This window comes from Heliobacterium chlorum (genome assembly GCF_014502795.1).
In the GTDB taxonomy this organism is placed as follows: Bacteria; Bacillota; Desulfitobacteriia; order Heliobacteriales; family Heliobacteriaceae; genus Heliobacterium; species Heliobacterium chlorum.
The window spans coordinates 1-15,049 of record NZ_JACVHF010000040.1; the positions used below are offsets into that span (position 1 = coordinate 1).

Genomic DNA, 15,049 nt, shown 5'->3' on the forward strand with positions numbered 1-15,049 from the left:
TATGCGGGTTAGCAGGATCACCAGGTGGAAGAGAGAACCAAAATGTGGTTACGGTGGTAGTTACGGAGGGGCATCTCTGGTGAAGCCATGGGGTTGAAATGGCCCGGTACGCAGGAGAAACCGACGGAGGCAGTGTGCTGACGGCGGTTTTTTGCGTTTCCGATGAGATAAGGATGATACGGTGATGACATACGGTTAAGAAACCGCTTGCAGTTGATTTATTGGACGGTTTAATGTTTTCATCAGAATGATTTAATAAAAGATTGTCATTTTGACGATAAATGTGTTATTTTCTATATAAAGGGGTTGGATATTATTGTACACAAAACAAAGGATAAAATGATTTAGGGGGGTTACCCATCGTGATTCGATGCCTTAGTAAGTTCAGTTCCGTTGGACAAGGTCTTTTTTACAAAGGAGTTGTCCAAATTTACGGTAGGGAATTTTCTTTTGTATATGACTGTGGTACAGATAGCCCTCAAATATTATTAAAAAGCGAAATTACTAGGTTTTGTGATTATTTGAAATATAATTCTGCCTGTTTAGATTTATTAGTAATTTCACATTATGATCGTGATCATGTAAGCGGATTAGAATTTTTATTTGATAATATTAATGTCGATACTGTTGTAATACCATATGTCTCACCTAAAGAAAGATTAATTCTAGGGCTAAAAAACAGAGAAAAACCATTGTCTTATTATAAATTTCTATCAGATCCTGTGAAATATTTTATATCTAAAGGAGTACGTCAACTAATAATACTTGGACAAAATCCTCCGGAAGATAAAACTTCAACTGATGATTTACTAACTAACCCAGATGAAAAATTAGATTCTGAATCGGTAGGAAAAGTTATTATTGATTTAGAAGACGATCACCGATTAATAAACAGAATTCGGAACGAAGAACCAGATATTCTGGGATTTAATAATGTCTTATTTAAGCAACATAACGGCTGTATAAATTTTTATCCATTTTGGGAATTCAAGTTTTTTAACAATAAAGTCGAAGAAAAAAAGATAGCTAAGTTTTTCAACGCTTTGAAAAGTGAAGGCATTGATTTTACATGTTATAATCAATTAAAAAAATACATATCCAAAGGGCGCTATAGACGAGTTATAAAAAAGAGCTATAAAAAAATTTTTCCAGATATAAATGATACTTCTATTGTAATGCATCACGGCCCTTCTAACCAAACGAACTTTTTGTTATATACAGATATTTTTACAGAGAATAATAAATATCCAATGGACAAAAAAATGAGTTTAAGAAATAAATCTATTGTTTCATCATTATCGACATCATTAATAAATAGCTATTCAACCGGTTATCATGAAAACTTTTTGATTTTTGGCGATATAAATCTTAATAAAAATCTAGAAGCCATAAAAAAGCACTTCCGACTTGATTTGCAAAAAAGACTTATAATACTAGTACCTCATCATGGTTCTTCTGAATCTTGGAACTTAGAACTCCTAAAATCACTAAGACCAACTTCAATATGGATAGTTTCGGCGGGCATAGTAAATAAATATAAACATCCCGGTGTAAAATTTATTAACGACTTTGCACGTTATATTTATAAGTCTCTATTATGGTCAAACGAGACCAATGCAATATACATAAAACAGTTATTTTTCAAATTACCGATTTGGAAAATAACAAAATAGTTCATGGATTAGTTAACGTTATCTAACTTCATTCTACTCTTTTTCTATAGAGAAGAAAGGCGTGGGGCTTTAACCTCACGCTATGACGTCAGTTCAGATATCGTCTGAATGAAACAAACACCTACCCCATCTTCCTCGGACTCAACATCCCTTCTATCTTGTCGATTGCCTGCTTCTTCACGTCGGGCAACACGTGACTATAAGTATCGAGCGTAATCCTAATGCTGCCATGACCCAACAATTCCTGTACAACCTTCGGATGAACACCGGCTTCTAATAGCCGGGTAGCGTAGGTATGTCGTAATGAATGCAGATTGGTCTTTGGGATTTCGGCCTTAGCCAGCAGTCGGTGGAACTTCGTGGCCAAATTACGTTGTGAGACCATCCGGCCCTTTTTAGTCGTTACGACCAGTCCATCATCCTCGTATTCCTCTTCCTCACTCATCCGTTCTATATATTGGAGCACTTGCCAACGTTTAAGCTGACGCACCAAATCCTCGGTTATCGGAATCCTCCGATAGCCGTTTTTCGTTTTTGGCTCTTGAATTATCTGATGAGTCTTGTTGGGGCCGTTCTCGTTCTTGACCAGTACGGTTCCCTTGGTGACATCGATATGGCCACGTTCGAGATTAATATCTCCCCATTTCAAGGCCAGCAACTCCCCCACCCTCATTCCGGTCCCCAGTAATAACTTAAAGGCGATCCATAGCCTGTCCTCTTCAGCTACGAACATAAATTCTTTCATTTGATCCACGGTGAAAACACTTATCTGCTTAGGGGATGGTTTAGGTTTGCGTACGTGATCGGCAGCGTTCTTTGCGATTAACCCGTCGTGGATTGCCTGTTTTAATGCCGTTCTTGCGGTCGTGAGAATCAGTTCTACCGTTCTCGTTGATAAGCCAGACTGCCGCTTTTCATTGAGGAGCTTTTGTAACTGGGTGGTCTGCAATGACTGAACCTTCACGTTACCCAACTTCGGCTTCAAATGAAGCCGGGTGATGTACTCGTAGGATTCCCAGGTCTTAGGACGGACGTTAGGTTTCACATATTGTTCGAGCCAGATGTCGAGCCATTCGCTGAAGGTTACAGTGGTTGGGATTACGAAGATTCCTTGACGGTACTCTACCAATGCTTGATCTCTCCACTGTAGGGCTTCGCCCTCTGCTTTGAAAGTTCGACGAGCATACTTTGGTTTGCCGTTATCGTCTACGCCGATGTGGACTTGGGCTACAAAATAGCCGTCTTTACGCTGATAAACAGAACCCTGGCCGGGTTTGTTGCGTTGAGAAGTCATGAAAAAACACCTGCTCCTTTCGATGTTCAAGATCGACTGATTTCAAGGGAGGCAGGTGTAGGTTATCTCTTGTGGGGCGGGAAGTGAAGGAAAAGTTTTGGAGGTTTAACTAACGTCTAAACTTTCTATTCATTGTAAGTATAGTAAGTATGTGTTAGTATTATTTCATAATTACGGAAACTGATGTTTAATCTGGAGTGATTTTTTATGGGTATAGGGAAGGAACTCAATAAAAAATGTTATTGTGGTAGCGGTAAAAAATATAAAAAATGCTGTATGTTAGAAAAAGATAAAGATACATCGATTGAACATGTTAAAAACCTTTTTAGATCGAATAATATAGAGGACATAAAGAATGAGTTCGGTACACTTCATTTACTTGATATTGTGAAAAATCCTGATGGCGAAAAATTTGATCCTGAGAAACTATTCTACAGGTCTTTTTGTAATGAAAAAGAAATAGAAAGTATTTTTAATGTTTCTAACACTAATGATTTTTTGTTAAAAATGAGGGCAGACATGGTAGCCGACAACACAAGATTTTTCAGAGTAATGCTGAATCGACGTAATAAAAATAAGGATTGGAATTTTACAAGTCATTTTGACGATACACAATTTAGACAATATCTATATACGTTGCCAGAAGAAGACTTTACCAAATTAAACGATATTACTGCTGGGTTTATTTATTCTGACAATCCAAACGGCTCTTGTATGAAGACAGAATTCGGCAAAATTATCACCGTATCAGAATCGTTAAAATACTTCCTCTATTATATGAATCTGTACTCTTTAGATTTTAAGGATATGGTTCCAAACGATGTACGATTGAATTCTTTGATACTGGCAATAAGAATAATGTTACAAACCGAAGCACTTGATTTTGACCTTGATCCACGTGGGAACGTGCCAGAATTAATTGATATGTGTATCAACAATGCAGTTGATGAGCAATTACAGTTTGTTATTGGTCATGAATATGCTCACCTTTTGTTAAATCATCTTGACGATAAAAACATGAATACAAGACCATTACTTAATCTAATAAAGGGAAATAAACCATATCGTTTCTATAATCATTCACAAAAAGAAGAATTCGAGGCAGATGTCGCTTCGATCATTCGACCGTTAGGGAACTCAATTAATACTGAGATGAGAGTACTGAACACTTTATTGTTTTTTTCGTACATTGATATTTTTGAAAATGTTAAAGAACAAATATCGCCCACGATTTCGTATTACAAGGAACACCCAGATCCCATTGATAGAATTTGGAATGTGTATGAAAAAACAGAACATCTTCTTAAGGATATAAATAAAAAAGTTGTTAAAAACATAATCCATTACGCATCTGAGGCAAAAAAAATATTAGAAGAAAGTGTAGCATACAATATGGATGAATATGAAAAATACGGATCGGTTTATCTCGGTAGCTGGAGAGGAAAAGTACTAATTGACCGTGTTGATTACTAATTTTTAGCGAGGTCTAACACCTCCAAAATAACCTCCCAACCGTACCTCGACATCCCCCACTCCCGTCGAATATAATCATCCCCGTACTTCCTCCGCCACTTAGGGAGCAGTTGGACATGTTGCTCGTACTTCATCCGATCAAACACTTCGAATGGTACCAAGTCCTCAAATAATGAGTAAGTGATCAACGGCCCTGGTCTCCGGTAATCACGTTTGGTCTTACCCGACATCCGATCCGACGGCATAACCATGCTGCCGACACGGCCTAGTCGGGAGGCACGGCCACGGATGCCGGAGGCTGTGGTTTTCTTTTGTTTTACGTCGGTAAGAAACATGCGTTCAATGTCGGTATCAACTGTGGGCATCTCTTCTCCCCTTTCGGACAGTATTGACTTATCCGTACTCTATTTTGCCCAGTGATAAACAGATTGAAGCGTGAGCCATTCGATATGGAGCCACGCTTTTCCTTTTTCTAAAGCGTATTCACAATATGTCGGCGGATGTACGGCCTTCTGTTTATCTGCTCTTCAAACTTCAACCGGCAATACTCTTCCCGAAGTTGGTCAACTTCACGGGAGACCAGGATGGCTTGATTAATCCTACGGGCCAGCAGCAGTCGGGATGCTTCGTGGCGTTTCTTGTGAATTAATTTCAGAAGTTTATCCGCTTCGCTTTTCATCGGCAAGAATCACCCTCTTCCAACATTTGGTGAGTGATTATTCGATGTGGCGAGGGTATTTTCCTTCTTTTTACAGAATCGCAAAAGAAAAAAGCGTTCGGCAGTGGTGGGGCCGGACGCTTTTTCCATGATTATTAATAGAACGTTTTCTTCTACTGTTTTTGATTAAAACTCCTTTATGGGAAAAACAACTGAAAATGTTGTGCCATTTGCTCCAGTTTCGTAGCTAATTTTTGCTCGATGGCGTCCAGCAATACCATAACACACCGCTAAACCTAAGCCAGTACCATTGTCTTTAGTTGTAAAAAAAGGAACGCCTATTTTTTCTCTAAATTTCTTAGGAATACCTTTTCCTCGATCTATTACATCTAATACAACAAAATCGTCATAGGTATATGTTTTAATTGTAACGCTTTCTTTTGGCTGACTCGCGTCTAAACCATTCAAAACAAGGTTAAGGATTAACTGACGAATCTCTTTTTCATCTCCGATAATTTTAGGGACGGATTCCAATTCTAATTTAACTTCTTTATCTAATTTATATGCATGGGCTTGTAATAGAGGATTCATTTTTCTAACAATTTCAGATATGTTTTCTCTCGTTTGATATATTTTATTCGTTTTAGAGAGTGAAAGGAAATCAGTTATAATATAATTCGCTCTTTCAATCTCCGATATCATTAACTCAATATATTCATGGTAGTGTCTTAAATCTTCTTTACCCTGCATAATTTGTAGAAATCCCTTAACTGTAGTTAATGGATTTCGAATCTCGTGACCGATTCCCCCAGCCATTTCACCAATTAGATTTAGCCGATCTAAGCGAGACATTTCTTTTTCAATTCTTTTTTTATCAGTTATATCATACGTCGTCGACAGTAAACATTTTTTCCCATCTATTGTTATTGGTGAGGTTGAATGAAGACCATATCGCTTTTCGCCTATTTTGGTTCGGAAAACGACTTCATTGCTTTGAATTGGATCTTGTAACTTATTACTGTAAGACAGCTGAAAGCTATGCAAAAAATCAAAATCAAACAATGTTCGTCCTATTATCTCCGTTTTTTCATATCCCATTAATGCTTGCCAACTCCGATTAACATCTATATAACGTCCGTCATCTACGGATATTATTGAAATAGGAAGTGGGTTATTGTGAAAAGTTTTTGCAAAACGCTTTTCAGATGCACGTAAAGCCTCTTCAGTAATTTTCTGTTTCTTAATTTCTTCGGTTAATTGTTTGTTTATTAATTGAAGTTGCTTAGTTCTCTCATTTACTAGTTTCCCTAGATTGTCTCGATGCAATTTTAGTTCTTCTTCGAGTAACTTACGTTCCGTAATATCTTCCATTGTTGCAATAACAACATCGATGTTTCCGTTTTCATCCTTTATGGGTCGGGTATTCCAGATAGATACTTTTCTGACTCCATCTTCCCACGTGAATTCGAGTTCTTCACCATGTATTTCAATCCCTAAAAGGGCTGAACGTTGGATAGGCATGAGATCCGGAGTAAGAATTTTACCGTCTTTTCGAATAATTACGCTCGGTGGATTTTGAGACGAGTGGGAAAAATTCTCCCATTCGTTAATTCGGAGAAACTTCGCCGCTATAGGATTATGAATAATCTTACTGCAAGAGATATCTGTAGCTATGGATACACCACCGGGTAATATGTCCAGTAAAGCAAAATGGGTATTTTCCAAATCTTTTTTTGAGTTTAAGGCCGAGGCTAGTTGTCTTTTCACCCTTTTTAGTTCATTTGATAGTTGTTTACATCTGGAATGAGATTTCAAGCGATTGTTTACGGCGGTTAACATTTACTACCTACCTCCGAATATGAATCAATCAATTAGTATTATACTACAACCACCTTTACATTTTTGTCGTTGTTTGTCGATTATTACCAAGCAATGTTAGGTGCTTTATTGTGTTGACTTTCCCGCCCTCTAGAGCGATGATGTCACTGCGGCAACCGCCCACCAAGGAGGAATGGATATCGAGCAATAACCGACCCCAACAAAAAATTAAAAATATAATTCCGCAAATGATTTTTCACCGTTGAAATCAACACGACACGCATTTGATTCATATATCTCAAATAATGGCCGTGTATGACGGGCCAACAGCAAGGAGGTCTGAGTATCGAGGAATGACCGGTTCCAACAACAATTAAAAAACTAATTCCGCAATGATTCTACCGTCGAATCAACACGACACGCATCTTGCTTCATAAATCTTCATATCGGTCCAGTGCATGATGTGCCGAGGTTTAAGGAGTGGTTTTATCGGATTAGCCGGAAAATAGAAAACCCCGCCAGAAACGAAACTGACGGGGCTGGGTAACAAATTTTTATCGAAAAAAGAGCTTAAGCTCAGCGAATAAAGTTTTCAGATTGAGGGTGAGATGTCCGATAATAAATGCGACCATCCCGAATCCTAGCCATATGTGCAGGTCTTTCATAACAGGTACGTTCATTCCAAGGAACGTCCAACCTTGAGAAGCTGCGGGTCCATGAGGAGCGACCATTAGGCCTAGCCCGGTCACAGTTACAATCAATCCAAGAAATGCTAGCGAAACTGAAACGATGCCTTTTATTTTGCCGACCGAGGACCGGCTAGCTACCTTACTGTTACCATTCAGATTCACGAGGGTTTGATTGGTTACGGAACTCATTTTGATAACCTCCCAGATGACATTTAGTTTTTCTCTGTGTTTATAGATTACAGAGACTAACTGAAAGAGATCTGAAAGGTCTGTGAACATCATGTGAACTTGGCTCTTGGGGAGACTAAAGCGACAATACTAGAAGGCCAGTTTACCGTCACGACCAACAGTAAAGTCCGCCCATCCATACCAGAGTCTACGTCCGACTACTTATCAAGCGAGGGTTCTTTAATCTCACAACCGTCGCTTATTTGGCATGGGTTTTTTTGTTATCAAAGAGCGAAACAGCCCCCGTTGCCGGAGGACTGCGTTGGCTTTATTCTGCTCGTTCGGGCTCAGCCACGTTCTCGTTGAGTTTCTCGATGTTCTGGTTCAATCGGGCCAGTTGCTCGGCGATGGTGGCCAGGGATTCAGCGATTTTTGGAACGTCCCGTTCGTAGAACTTCCTGCCCAGGCCGGTTTGATAAAACTCTGTCATTCTGTAATCCTCCCTGCTATTGTTGCGAGGCAGGTACAGCTTATCTAGGAAGCGTTACTAAGTAAAGTTAATTTAATTCCAATGGAAAATGACTTTAAAAAGTTTACTCTTCATAACAAACATTAGCCGCAGCCGATAATTTGCTTTTAAGTTGATTACCAATCTCGACATGTACCGGATGAGGTAAGTATGTCTGGAAGTCGTCCATAGAATCAAATTTTGCAATAAGGGAAATATCATACGAAGACTCAGCATGACGAATGTCCACAAAAACTTTTAAGTCGCGAATAACCTCAATTCTTCCACCCATGCTTAACAGTAGTTTTCTCGTATTTTCGATACTTTCGCTACTTCTATCCTGGAGCTTTAACAGCAGGTTATGAACAATCATTTATTTTCCTCCCATTCTTTTATGGACTGGTCTAAAGTATACCAGTTGGTTTGGAACTCAAAAATAGGAAACGAACCATTACTAGAAGTATCTTCCCTCAATAAAGATAGATTCATGTGAGGACCACCGTTAGGCGATCCTCTCCTTCCTCCCACTCGACTTTATCCCTTCAAAGAAACAAGGTAAGCACCGATCATCAAGAACAATCCACCCACCCATCTGACCGTGGGCACATACTCCGAAAACACCAGCCATCCAACGATAATTCCAAGGAAATGAATTAGCCCTTGTGCCGGGAACGCTGTGCTGAATGGGACCATGGTTAGCAACTTGAACCACACTGGCAAAGCGAGAGTAAGTAACGCCACGCCACCAAGAATACCGGGAGACGTGGCGGCGTTGAGTAAGTTGGCAAACTCAAAACCGCCCATTCGGTCTAACTCCAATCGTATAAGGGTCTGTCCCGCTAAAATTAGTGAGATGTTCAATAACAGTAGTAACCATGCTTTTAGACTCATTGATCCACCTGTTTCTGAGGAGCCCCCTCGAATATCGTTAAGATATCCGTTCCCTGATTTAACAGAGTGTAATCATGCGGTTCTTCTACACTTATCACGATGCTTAAACCTAATCCCAACCCGCTTCGTTTCAAAGGAAAAATTGCCGACTTGCTCCAGCGGTACTTCTCTGTTTGAGCGAACTTTCCATTGAGCTTCATTAAGTTCTGGATATTCGGTTTTGCTCACTTTATCCGGCTGGTTTTTGGAATCTCGTAATATATAATTGGTTAGCCGTTCTAGTTGACGCTCGTTGGGCACCTCCCCCACCTGTTTTACGTACGCCTCTATTAGATCATCAACAGCCTTAACCCGCCATTGAACCGGCATTTGTTGGGTAGTTAAGAGGTCTACAGCTTTCGCGAAGGAAGCTTTATAGTTAGACTCTGTTGAAAATACCATCATACCACCCCTTTTTCTTCATTGACCTGAGCGATCCGTTGAATGGCCGAGCGAACATGCTCACTGACAGCCTGTTGCGAGATATTCATCCAGTGGGCTGCGTCCTTCTGAATGAAGTCTTTGATAAATACCAGCTTTAACGCTTGCTTCTGGCGATGGGTAAGATTTGCTTCTTCAACGGATTGCGCTAAGTCCAGCAATAACAAACTAGCGTCGTAATCACCTCGAAGGAAGCGAGATTCACGAACATGGTGCAGTTGGGTAAGCAAAGCATAGATTCCCCGTTCACTGTCTAATGGATAGGCCTCATCCAATCGCCGTTCCTTTGCGGAGAAATCAATGACTTTCCCCAGTTAGGCCGCCTCCTCGTTTATATGAAGTAAAGTATTGTCGATTAAGCAGTACAGTTCTTTCAAAGTACACTCGTTAGTAATCTCAAAATCGGCGTCAAATTCATCAACGGCCTTTTCGGTTTCATGATTAAACTGAGCCAGATCAATCTGCTCACCCAGTCGTTTCATACGCTGAATCCGTGTGGTCGCAGAAGAATTGATTTTTACAACATCAAAACCAGCTTCCAGCAAGGAGAAATATTCATTCCATTGGCGGAGGTCGGTAATGACGATATCATCATTTGGACCAGTCTCCCTTTCGATTTGCCGTAAAACATAGTTCACCCATACGTCAGGGTCGACGTCTCTCAATGCCTGTCCGACATTTTGATAAAGCTCACGTGGTTTTCCGTCTTGATCAGCGTAGGGGAACAGTTCTTTACAGAGGTTACGAATGGCATCGCCGAAGGCAAACTGCTTGAACCCATAATGATTCACCAGATAATCGGCAGCGGCATCCTTACCGGAACGCATCTTCCCTGTTAACGCGATTTTCATTATGCAATCTTCCTTTCAGATTGTTGTTTATCGATGGCTTCCCATTGTTTGAGAAGGTTAAGCCTTTTCGTCAGATATTGGTAATACTCAATGCCTTGTTTTGAAAAACTGTGAGACTTTCGTAGTCTGGCCATGCCATTCACGAAGGTGATAAACAACCGGGCCTCTCCTTCTGCCAACGCCAGAGCCTTACGGTAATCGATCACTTTTGCCATCAGCACGCCCTCGCTCTTGCCACTTCGGCATAGTCTTCTTCACGTTCAATTAAGATGAAATCAAATCCGTACTTTCGGGCAGCGACCGCTGTACTTCCGCTTCCCCCAAATGGGTCAAGAACGATGCCGCCGGGTGGAGTCACCAGCTTTATCAACCATGCCATGAGTTCAACGGGCTTTACAGTCGGGTGATGGTTACGGCTTTTTACCGGCTTTCGCTCGCGGCCGTCCATGGTGTACTTGCTGTTAATGACGCCACGGCCTGTGCCAGGATAGGTGCGCCGTTCTTCGAGGTCGATGACGTTACCCTGCCAGTCGCTGTTTCGATCTTTTTTACTGGACTTCTTGGAGATTTCTTTGGGCGTGATGTTGAAGAATGGGCTGTACCACTCATCGTTATCGGTGGTCACGCAGTTGGCCGGAAAGCGACCTTCCTCTGTTTGGTCTGAAAGGACTCGGCAATCTCGGATGTTGATCGCGCCTGTACCGTACTCTTCAACGTTCTCGCAAGTATTGCCCTCCATGGGCTTCCTCGCCATTATTATCGGCTCATGTGCGGGTTTGATCGATGTACCCCATCCATCCCATTGCTTGGCTAGATCAGTCGCTGGTTCGGTAATGTAATGAACGATCTTCCCCGTCTGTTCCCCGGCAAAAAGCGACGAGCCATATGCCCTGCCGTGGCCGTTGCGCTTATCGGGCACTTCTCGTTCGCCGATGATATGCCGATCCACCCCAGCTCGCTTATCAAAAGCTTTACTCACGTCCATGCTTTTCGGGAAACCACTGGTGTACAGCCATTCGATTACATCTCTGATTTCAAAACCGGCCATACGAAGGGCGACGGTCATGAGATCTTGGGTTCGAGTACCGGAGAAGCATAAGATATGGCCGCCAGGTTTCAAGACGCGATAAACCTCTCGCCAGATGGCAGGTCCAGGGACAAATGAGTCCCAGGACTTACCCATGAAGCCTTTTGCCTGGTGGGTGTAATCCTGGCCAGCCATCCACTTTGAGAGGACTTCACGGATATTCGGTTCTTTGGATAGGCCGTAGGGTGGATCGGTTACGCAGGAATCAATGGAGTTGTCGGGTAAGGATTTAAGGACTTCAATACAATCACCTGTGAGTACACTATTTTTGGTATTGGTTATCAACGAACAATCCCTCCGATTAAAAAATTTTCTTCGAGGAAAAATAGGAGTAAAAGGAATCCGCTTGGAGTGGATAATAGTTGAACCCCAAAAAGAAAGCTTACTATCTGATGTTTCCTATTTCCCTTGTTGTTGCGAGTATCTACGTTGCCATCGGAGGTTTACTAACAAAACTTATTAGTTATGGATTTGGATTGAACCTATCCACCCAAGATTGCATTCTCGCGGGATTTGTATTACTTGGTGCAGTAATTGTGGTAACCTCTACCTTATTCATGGAAGATGTGAAAGTTGTTGTAAAGTGGTTACGAGATGAATCTTAATTAACTGGCTTTATCCCACATCGTCTTCGGCAACTTCCCAACGGTATCCATAAGCAACTCATACACGTCCAGGTCCATTATGTCGGCCTGGGCGTTGTTGTTTTTAGCCACCAGTTGGCGCAGGGTAGGCCGCTGTTCCCGCAACTTCCGCATCGCCCGGTTATGCCCCTCGATATGGAGACCGTGGTATTCCCGCAAGGTGTCCCATTTCTGGGGGTCCAGAGCACTGACGGCTTCGAACATGGAGTTGACGATATCACGGGTTTCCCCTTGAGCACCTCGTTCCCAGATGCGTTGCTTAAACACGTTCTTCACCAATGCCTCCTCGGAAAAATCCAGCATGAACGGTGGCATCATTACGCCCATGGGGTACAGCGATCGAATGGCTTGAAGTGATTCTTCCGGGTGCTCTTTTCGAAGCCGTTCGCATCGGGCCAGTTGCTCTTCCATCATTCGATGGTAAATCCACGGGTCTTTTGCTTCATTAGGAACCACAAGCCCCCAAGGTTTATTCGCTCGGAAGCCCCCGGCTATCCGGCGGTTACGGATGGTGTAGGTGATGAGATGATCGTAAGCCGTCTTACTCACGCCGATATAAAGGAATGTTACAGTTTCACCACGGATTGGCTCATAGGAATGACCGGCCTTGACCATGCCGTTGAGAAAGCGATTGGTGTTCCCCATGTCGTCATACTTTCCAAGATACAGGGCCGATGCGAAGGCACTGGATTGGCCGGCTTTGTCGGTGGAGCGTAGTGCAATCACGCGACCATGTTGGATAGGTGTGAATCCTTGCTCGACATAGTTCTCATTGATGAAATGCTCTATCTGGCGAATATCTTTGATTCGTTCCGGTTCAAGATGGACACGTTCGTTCCAGCAAATCGGATTAAGGTCAATACTAAACCTTTTCAGTTTTATTACTCCTTTCTCTTCGCTCCTCATTTATCGATTCAAGATTCGCTTCAATCGCATAGGTGATTCGTTCGGCGGCCCAAGCCAAGGCAGATGCTTTGGCTAAAATAATCGGATCGGACTTGTCATTTAGCACCTTGCTACGCAGGGTTTCTTCTTCAAAAAGGATCTCGCCTCGTAATGCGTACAATGTTGCAAAATCATATCCCATTAGATGTTCTCCTTCCTGTATGCCCAAATCCGGCTGTGTTTCGTTCCGTTTTGTCGAGCTTTTCAGATTTTAAGAATACTACGTCATGAAAGACCGGTTGAAAGACCAATTGGGCAACACGATCGCCTTTTGAAATATCAATTGGCTCATCGCCAAGGTTGATAAGAATCACTCCGATATCTCCGGTATAGTCGGCGTCGATCGTTCCCGGCGTATTGAGGACAGTAACACCATGCTTCAACGCCAATCCACTGCGAGGTCGCACTTGGGCTTCCATCCCCATAGGCAGTTGAAGGGCGATACCAGTGCGAACGAGGATGCGATCGGTAGGTAACAGCAAGACGGATTTGAAGTCATCATTATACGGAGCCGCCGTTTTCCTTGGCGATACTGCATCCAAAACATGCAAGTCAAATCCACTGGCAAGCGGGGTTTGACGCTCAGGAACGATGGCATCGAGATGTAGCTGTTTTGCAGAGATATTCAATCCGGTCCCTCCTACCCTGCTTTCTGCAGTTCATTAAATTGCCGCTTCGGATACTCGTAATTCTTCCGAACATCGCCCCATGAAGATACCTTCGTGAAGTAACCGATCACTCGCGTCATATAGTCCACAATGGGCTGTCCACAGATGGGGCAGGTTTTATCTGTTCCGATGACTGAGGTGTGTCCGTTCGCGCAAACCCCGAATCCATAGTTGATTGCGAAGTGTTCCACTCCCTCGGATAAGGAAATCAGGATGAGTTTCTTCATTATAATGGGGTCGGTAATCCGTTCCTGAACGTTGAGATGCAAAATGCCTCCGCCACTAACGTGCTTCATGAAACGACCAGTCAAGTGAATGCGATCAGTAGTCCCCATTTCGGCAATTAAGGGAACGTACTGGTTTGAGTACAGCTCAAAGGGCTGCAACTTCCGGTAGAATAGGCGATCCTTTTTTGCCAACGTCACCGCTGTGCTCTCCGCTGGGATTTCCTCGGTGTTGAATGAATACCCCGTTTCTTGGCTGAAGGCCTGGGCATATTCCTCGGTCTTCTTCAGCACTTTCTCAGTGAACAATTGACCTTCTTCACTTTCCATCGGAATCCCCATAAACTCACACATCTCATATTGACCGTGAATTCCGATAGTGGAGAACAGCATGTCCAGTGAAAACCAACCAAGCGGTTTGAAGAATTTAAGGAATCCTTTCTCTACCCGCCGACGCAGAATTTCTTCCCGGTGAACCAACAGCAAATCCTTAGCGATCTGCGCTCGCCGTTCCAAGAGAGTGAAGAAGTGCTTTTCATCACGGGCATCTAACGCTAATCTTGGGAAGTTGATGGTGACTACCCGATGGGAGCCGATGTTGAGGCCACCGTTGCCAAAGCTGTCAGCTCGGTAGCTCATCCGTTCGGTGTCATTGACGTACCTGCAACACATTGCAATCTTGGAGCCTTCATTGGCGTAGATATTCAGCACGCCGAGCTTGACGTTAATCCGACTGATAAAGTCGAGGAAGTCTTCGTCTAGCGGCTGCCGGTTCTCATCCACACACAAGTTAGCCGTCATGACCGGAAAGCGGTACGGCAGGCCGGTGGCAGGATCCCCGTTGGCAAAGAACTCGGCAATGATTTTCTGGATTTGCATCACGTATTCCACGTCGACTTGGGAGCCATCGGGGTAGCGATATTCGGAGAACAGTTTCTTCAGGTTCTCACGGTCAAAGATAGATACGTTAGAAAACGG

The 15,049-nt window shown here is 42.7% G+C and carries 19 protein-coding genes; 2 read left to right on the forward strand and 17 right to left on the reverse strand.

The window, feature by feature from the left end:
- The first annotated feature begins 362 nt into the window (after positions 1-362).
- On the forward strand, positions 363-1,673 hold the full coding sequence (locus H1S01_RS18595; RefSeq protein ID WP_188041898.1) for an MBL fold metallo-hydrolase: 1,311 nt from the start codon (positions 363-365) through the stop codon (positions 1,671-1,673).
- 121 nt (positions 1,674-1,794) lie between these two features.
- Here the strand turns inward: H1S01_RS18595 and H1S01_RS18600 are convergent, their stop codons facing one another.
- The gene (locus H1S01_RS18600; protein ID WP_188041899.1) at positions 1,795-2,967 is read right to left on the reverse strand and encodes a tyrosine-type recombinase/integrase; all 1,173 of its coding nucleotides are present in this window, start codon (positions 2,965-2,967) and stop codon (positions 1,795-1,797) included.
- Between the two features lie 207 nt (positions 2,968-3,174).
- Here H1S01_RS18600 and H1S01_RS18605 point away from each other — a divergent pair, with 207 nt between their 5' ends.
- Positions 3,175-4,440: an SEC-C metal-binding domain-containing protein gene (locus H1S01_RS18605; protein WP_188041900.1), complete on the forward strand. Its 1,266-nt coding sequence runs from the start codon at positions 3,175-3,177 to the stop codon at positions 4,438-4,440.
- Here the strand turns inward: H1S01_RS18605 and H1S01_RS18610 are convergent.
- From H1S01_RS18610 to H1S01_RS18685, 16 genes are all read right to left on the reverse strand, one after another.
- Positions 4,437-4,805: a hypothetical protein gene (locus tag H1S01_RS18610; protein ID WP_188041901.1), complete on the reverse strand. Its 369-nt coding sequence runs from the start codon at positions 4,803-4,805 to the stop codon at positions 4,437-4,439. The two genes, H1S01_RS18605 and H1S01_RS18610, sit on opposite strands and share 4 nt — an antisense overlap.
- Before the next feature lie 107 nt (positions 4,806-4,912).
- Positions 4,913-5,125 (reverse strand): hypothetical protein, encoded by a 213-nt coding sequence (locus H1S01_RS18615; protein WP_188041902.1) that lies wholly within the window; start codon positions 5,123-5,125, stop codon positions 4,913-4,915.
- Positions 5,126-5,284: 159 nt separating this feature from the next.
- Positions 5,285-6,937: a PAS domain-containing sensor histidine kinase gene (locus H1S01_RS18620; RefSeq protein WP_188041903.1), complete on the reverse strand. Its 1,653-nt coding sequence runs from the start codon at positions 6,935-6,937 to the stop codon at positions 5,285-5,287.
- Between the two features lie 533 nt (positions 6,938-7,470).
- Entirely contained in the window at positions 7,471-7,794 is a 324-nt protein-coding gene (locus tag H1S01_RS18625; RefSeq protein ID WP_188041904.1) for a DUF4405 domain-containing protein, read from the reverse strand.
- A gap of 307 nt (positions 7,795-8,101) precedes the next feature.
- The gene (locus tag H1S01_RS18630) at positions 8,102-8,263 is read right to left on the reverse strand and encodes a hypothetical protein (protein ID WP_188041905.1); all 162 of its coding nucleotides are present in this window, start codon (positions 8,261-8,263) and stop codon (positions 8,102-8,104) included.
- Between the two features lie 103 nt (positions 8,264-8,366).
- On the reverse strand, positions 8,367-8,654 hold the full coding sequence (locus tag H1S01_RS18635) for a Dabb family protein (RefSeq protein ID WP_155476904.1): 288 nt from the start codon (positions 8,652-8,654) through the stop codon (positions 8,367-8,369).
- Positions 8,655-8,815: 161 nt separating this feature from the next.
- A complete protein-coding gene (locus H1S01_RS18640) occupies positions 8,816-9,085 on the reverse strand; it encodes a hypothetical protein (protein ID WP_188041906.1) in 270 nt (89 codons plus the stop codon).
- Positions 9,086-9,244: 159 nt separating this feature from the next.
- Entirely contained in the window at positions 9,245-9,613 is a 369-nt protein-coding gene (locus tag H1S01_RS18645; protein WP_188041907.1) for a hypothetical protein, read from the reverse strand.
- Entirely contained in the window at positions 9,613-9,927 is a 315-nt protein-coding gene (locus tag H1S01_RS18650) for a sigma factor-like helix-turn-helix DNA-binding protein (RefSeq protein ID WP_243237439.1), read from the reverse strand. The genes H1S01_RS18645 and H1S01_RS18650 overlap by 1 nt, the downstream gene beginning before the upstream one ends.
- 39 nt (positions 9,928-9,966) lie before the next feature.
- The gene (locus H1S01_RS18655; protein WP_188041908.1) at positions 9,967-10,503 is read right to left on the reverse strand and encodes an AAA family ATPase; all 537 of its coding nucleotides are present in this window, start codon (positions 10,501-10,503) and stop codon (positions 9,967-9,969) included.
- Positions 10,503-10,718, reverse strand: a complete 216-nt coding sequence (locus H1S01_RS18660) for a hypothetical protein (RefSeq protein ID WP_188041909.1) — start codon at positions 10,716-10,718, stop codon at positions 10,503-10,505. Before H1S01_RS18660 ends, H1S01_RS18655 begins: the two co-directional genes overlap by 1 nt.
- Positions 10,718-11,875, reverse strand: a complete 1,158-nt coding sequence (locus tag H1S01_RS18665; RefSeq protein WP_188041910.1) for a DNA-methyltransferase — start codon at positions 11,873-11,875, stop codon at positions 10,718-10,720. Before H1S01_RS18665 ends, H1S01_RS18660 begins: the two co-directional genes overlap by 1 nt.
- 320 nt (positions 11,876-12,195) lie before the next feature.
- Complete coding sequence (locus H1S01_RS18670) at positions 12,196-13,140, reverse strand: FAD-dependent thymidylate synthase (RefSeq protein WP_188041911.1); 945 nt, start codon at positions 13,138-13,140, stop codon at positions 12,196-12,198.
- Complete coding sequence (locus H1S01_RS18675) at positions 13,097-13,321, reverse strand: hypothetical protein (protein ID WP_188041912.1); 225 nt, start codon at positions 13,319-13,321, stop codon at positions 13,097-13,099. The genes H1S01_RS18670 and H1S01_RS18675 overlap by 44 nt, the downstream gene beginning before the upstream one ends.
- Positions 13,311-13,808 (reverse strand): dUTP diphosphatase, encoded by a 498-nt coding sequence (gene dut, locus H1S01_RS18680; protein ID WP_188041913.1) that lies wholly within the window; start codon positions 13,806-13,808, stop codon positions 13,311-13,313. Before dut ends, H1S01_RS18675 begins: the two co-directional genes overlap by 11 nt.
- 11 nt (positions 13,809-13,819) lie before the next feature.
- Positions 13,820-15,049: anaerobic ribonucleoside-triphosphate reductase (locus H1S01_RS18685; RefSeq protein ID WP_188041914.1), on the reverse strand; the 1,230-nt coding region annotated here is incomplete at its 5' end.